The sequence below is a fragment of the Phormidesmis sp. 146-12 genome, assembly GCF_052939495.1.
The window spans coordinates 1-4,460 of record NZ_JBJPHS010000104.1; the positions used below are offsets into that span (position 1 = coordinate 1).

The 4,460-nt window shown below is 51.8% G+C and carries 5 protein-coding genes; 4 read left to right on the top strand and 1 reads right to left on the bottom strand.

All coding sequences use genetic code 11. The features are described from left to right. Positions 1–71 precede the first annotated feature (71 nt). Positions 72–929 carry a hypothetical protein gene (locus ACKFKF_RS28230; protein WP_446870687.1) on the bottom strand — a complete coding sequence of 286 codons (858 nt, stop codon included), beginning with the start codon at positions 927–929 and terminating at the stop codon, positions 72–74. 112 nt (positions 930–1,041) lie between these two features. Here ACKFKF_RS28230 and cysS point away from each other — a divergent pair, with 112 nt between their 5' ends. From cysS to ACKFKF_RS28250, 4 genes are read left to right on the top strand one after another with little or no spacing between them, the layout of a single operon-like run. Further along, entirely contained in the window at positions 1,042–2,403 is a 1,362-nt protein-coding gene (cysS, locus tag ACKFKF_RS28235) for a cysteine--tRNA ligase (RefSeq protein ID WP_446870688.1), read from the top strand. 45 nt (positions 2,404–2,448) lie between these two features. Further along, positions 2,449–2,526, top strand: coding sequence for a hypothetical protein (locus ACKFKF_RS28240; protein ID WP_446870712.1), 78 nt, complete (start codon positions 2,449–2,451; stop codon positions 2,524–2,526). Next, positions 2,498–3,616 carry a WD40 repeat domain-containing protein gene (locus ACKFKF_RS28245; RefSeq protein ID WP_446870689.1) on the top strand — a complete coding sequence of 373 codons (1,119 nt, stop codon included), beginning with the start codon at positions 2,498–2,500 and terminating at the stop codon, positions 3,614–3,616. Before ACKFKF_RS28240 ends, ACKFKF_RS28245 begins: the two co-directional genes overlap by 29 nt. A 36-nt stretch (positions 3,617–3,652) precedes the next feature. Continuing rightward, positions 3,653–4,372, top strand: coding sequence for a Uma2 family endonuclease (locus ACKFKF_RS28250; RefSeq protein ID WP_446870690.1), 720 nt, complete (start codon positions 3,653–3,655; stop codon positions 4,370–4,372). The last annotated feature ends 88 nt before the right edge of the window (positions 4,373–4,460 follow it).

Consider the following 4,460-nt stretch of genomic DNA (forward strand, 5'->3'; position numbering starts at 1 on the left):
CATATTCCTGTCCTGTTCCCGTTTAGTGAAAGCCGAACTTATGGGTAATAGTCAGCCCTTTCGCCCACCCTTTACTCCCCCAACCAATAGATGCGCCCGAACAGCACCACATAGCTCGGCTTGTTGGACTTGCGCGTGTCTTTGAGGTAAGCGAGACGAATTTGCCGCTTGAGGGAGACATGCCAGACGACTTGCGTGAACAGGTCAACGCCGGGTTGCAGTTGACGCACCCAGGTAAACCCAGTCGAGTCGGCTAAATTGACTTTGCTGGCGTATTTGCGTCTGGCACCGCGCGCCTTCTGCTTTCCCTCAAAGAGAAACCGCAGGTTGGCATCGCGCCGCAAGCGACTAATCACGTCGAGTTTGAGAACCACCACACCTGTGACAAAGGGCTGATGGGCATAGGCACCATCGACCGCAAGGTAGCGAACTTGTGCCGGTAGGTGCCCACGAACTCGCTCCAGTTGATCGAGGTAATAATCCATGCGCGTCAGTTCCGGGAACATCGTCTGCTCAAAGGTCTGCTCGGCTTGGATACTGTACCCCACTTCCGTTTTGACGTTTACCACGGCAATCAACGACACCTCTAACCCCTTTTCCACACGACCGTGGCTCCCGTTGTAAAACTGATCCAACCCGAAGGTTCGCTTGCCACTTTTGGGGATGAACGAGCCATCCATCAGAGCAATCATCGCTTCAGGCTCCTGCATCGTGGCTTCGACTATCCCCACGTTCAACCGCACAAACGCGAACGACTGCTTGAATCTGCGGCGATAGGTCTTTTCGCTCAACGAACTGTACCGGCTCAGGTTGGTAAAGTTCACTTTCCCACAGACGATTAAGATCGTCGCAAACAGGGTGGTTAACCCCTTGATTTGAGGTCTGCTCAATCCGCCCATTTTTTCCAGTAAACTTTGTACAATTTGCATACAGCTATCGATTTGGTGCTTGTTTTTCTGATTAGCACCCTACGGGATCGATAGCTTCCTTGTCTATCTGCTTACCTTAATTACCCTAAAACTGTCCGAACCATTGTTAATCATGACTTTATTCATTTACAACACGTTGACTCGCCGCAAGGAGCCGTTTACAACGATCGAACCGGGTAAAGTCACAATGTATTGCTGCGGCGTGACAGTGTATGACGATTGCCATTTAGGTCATGCCCGCTCTTACATGGGTTGGGATGTGGTGCGGCGATATTTGCACTGGCGCGGTTATCAAGTGCGCTATGTGCAAAACTTTACTGATATTGACGATAAGATTTTGAATCGGGCAAAGACAGAAGGCAGTTCGATGCAAGCCATTGCCGATCGCTACATTGCTGCCTATTTTGAAGATATTCGCCGCTTGAATATTCTCGATGCCGATGAGTATCCCCGTGTGACGGAGCATATTCCAGCGATTCATCAATTGATTCAGGCGCTTGAAGATAAGGGATACGCTTACGCGGTAGATGGCGATGTGTATTACAACGTGCGGCAGTTCGCAGACTATGGCAAACTTTCTGGACGGCAGTTAGAGCAGATGCAAGCTGGGGCGGGTGGACGAGTTGACCCCAACGATCCAGAGTTCAAGAAGCAATATCCGTTTGACTTTGCGCTATGGAAAGCAGCGAAGCCGGGTGAGCCTGCCTGGAATTCTCCCTGGGGACAAGGGCGACCGGGCTGGCACATTGAATGCTCGGCAATGATTCGGGCACGGTTAGGAGAAGCGATCGATATTCACGGCGGTGGCGGCGATTTGGTGTTTCCGCACCATGAAAATGAAATCGCCCAGTCGGAAGTATTGACGGGTCAGCCGTTGGCAAACTATTGGCTGCACAATGGCATGGTGACGGTGAATGGTGAAAAGATGTCCAAATCGTTGGGTAACTTCACCACAATTCGAGCGCTGCTGGATGGCAAGTGGTCAGAGTATCCGCAGCCTGTTGATCCAATGGTGATTCGGCTCTTTGTGTTGCAAGCTCACTACCGCAAACCGCTCGATTTTACAAAAGATGCCATGATTGCCGCTGAAAATGGTTGGCAAACGCTCAAAGAGGCGCTGGCGTTAGATTGGCAGCAACTGAATTTATCCCCTCAGATGCCGATTCCCAGTGAATTGGATGCTGCATTAATCAGTCGTTTCCAGACTGCAATGGATGATGACTTTAATACGGCGGCTGGATTGGCAGTGCTGTTTGAATTAGCCAAGTCACTCAAGCGTGAGTTTAATCTACGCTGCTATCAAGGATCGCCAGAGCAGACGGATATACAATTACAACAGCGCGCTGCTACGCAGATACCGCAAGGGTCGCAGACCCTAATTCACCTGGCACAGATTTTAGGCTTAGAGGTTCAGTCAGAATCCATCCCTGAGCCAGAAATCGATATGGGTTGGATTGAATCACTGTTGCAATAACGACAGCGGGCACGCCAGGAAAAACGCTATGCCGAGAGCGATCGCATCCGCACTGAACTGCAAACGGCTGGCATTACCGTAACCGATCAGCCGGATGGACAAACCCGCTGGCATCGATCTTAAAGAGGCAACGAGCATGACCTTACAGTCCATCCTGGAGTTAAGCGCTAAAGAAACGTTGTCAGACTATGTGACGGCAATCGCTTGGTCACCGATTGGCAATGCCGTAGCGGTTGCTTCTGGATTGGGAGAAGTGCGCTTGCTGAAAAATTTTGTGAGCCTATCTTTGGGTCAGCCAACGGGTTCATCCATCGATGCTTTAGCGTTTTCCTGGGATGGTAAGTGGCTGGCGACAGGTGGGCAAGCGGGCATGATTACGCTGTGGCAGATGGATGAGGATGTGCCCAAAATTGCGGACACGCTTGAATGTAACTCCTGGGTCGATCGCCTGGTTTGGCATCCAACCTGCAATCATTTGGCGTTTAATCGCGGAAAAATGGTGCAGATCTGGGACGCGGATCAGGCTGAACCTGTAACCAGTCTGCCGGGAATTGCGAGTCCACAAGATATTCGCTGGTCGCCCGACGGCAAGCATTTGGCGATCGCCATCAAAAGCAATATTCACATCTGGAATGCTCACAATTGGGATGAGCGGCTATATCAGTGGGAGTTGACCTCGCCTGCGAGCGCGATCGCCTGGTCACCGGATGGGAACTATCTCGCCAGCGCGATTCATGACCATAGTATTGGGGTGCTGGACTGGTCAAAGGCGCAGCACCTCCAGCGCGAACCAACGGATGAGAATGACCTGCCGACTTTGATGCGGGGATTTCCTGGAAAAATTCGCCAGTTGGCATGGGCAGATTTGCCGCCATCGGCTGACCTACCGCCGATTCTGGCTGCCGCAACCCGCGAACTGGTGACGATGTGGATGCAGTCCCCGGAGGGTTGGGATAGTTGGGTGTTAGATCTGCACGGTGGTAACGTTCTGGATCTGGCATTTCAACCGAAGAGTGGTTTGCTGGCTTCGCTTTCAGAAGACGGCTGGATTATTCTCTGGCAAGCCGCACTAGAAGCAGTACAAGTGCTGGAAGGTGCAGAGGCATGTTTTTCTTGTTTAGCATGGCACCCCACCGGACGGCATCTAGCGGCAGGAGGGCAGCAGGGTGAACTGTTTGTTTGGTCTGCGGGTGCTGAGGCAATTATTGACTAAAATGATGTTATCTCCTTCATTCTCTAGAGCTTGATTATGGTGTTGCAGCAGCCTGCCCGTTCCATCCCAACTCCACCCTTGGAGAGTGGCGATCGCTTAACTCGTGCTGAGTTTGAGCGCCGCTATAAGGCAACCCCAGAAAAACTCAAAGCCGAATTGATTGAAGGAGTGGTTTACGTGGCATCCCCAGTTAGAACTTTTCATGGTGTTCCCCATGCCGATTCAGTCACTTGGTTAGGGGTGTATCGGACTGCTACCCCTGGAGTGAGTGCCGCCGATAACACCACAACCCGGTTAGATCTAGATAATGAACCCCAACAGGATGCCTTGCTGCGGGCTGAAATTGGGGGTAGCTCAACGATTAGCGAGGATGGCTATATTGAAGGGGCACCGGAATTAGTGGCAGAAATTGCCACAAGCAGTGCCGCTATTGACTTAGGAGCCAAGCAAAATGCCTACCGCCGCAATGGGGTGCAGGAATATTTGGTGTGGCAAACCTTTGAGAATCGCTTCAGTTGGTTGCGGTTGCAAGCGGAGGAGTTTGTCTTAATTGAACCCGATGCGGATAGCATGATTCGCAGTAGCGTGTTTCCAGGGTTGTGGCTGAACGTGCCAGCCTTATTAGAGGGCAGGACGATTGAGGTGCTGAATGGGCTGCAAGCCGGAATCGCTGATCCAGCACATCAGGCGTTTGTGCAAGAGTTGGTGGGGCGTGCTGCTTTGCAGATACCGCAAGGGTCGCGCAATCTTGAATGAGCTTGTCAATCAGATGCCGCGTGATAGCTACTTCAGGCGTTGCTGAATCAGGGGATGAATTGCCCCAAAGCGGCGGGAACCCCAAGGT

Bases quoted from the DNA above. Each gene is read 5' to 3' on its own strand.
- ACKFKF_RS28230 (WP_446870687.1), bottom strand. From the start codon at position 929: ATGCAAATTGTACAAAGTTTACTGGAAAAAATGGGCGGATTGAGCAGA.
- cysS (WP_446870688.1), top strand. From the start codon at position 1,042: ATGACTTTATTCATTTACAACACGTTGACTCGCCGCAAGGAGCCGTTT.
- ACKFKF_RS28245 (WP_446870689.1), top strand. From the start codon at position 2,498: ATGGACAAACCCGCTGGCATCGATCTTAAAGAGGCAACGAGCATGACC.
- ACKFKF_RS28250 (WP_446870690.1), top strand. From the start codon at position 3,653: ATGGTGTTGCAGCAGCCTGCCCGTTCCATCCCAACTCCACCCTTGGAG.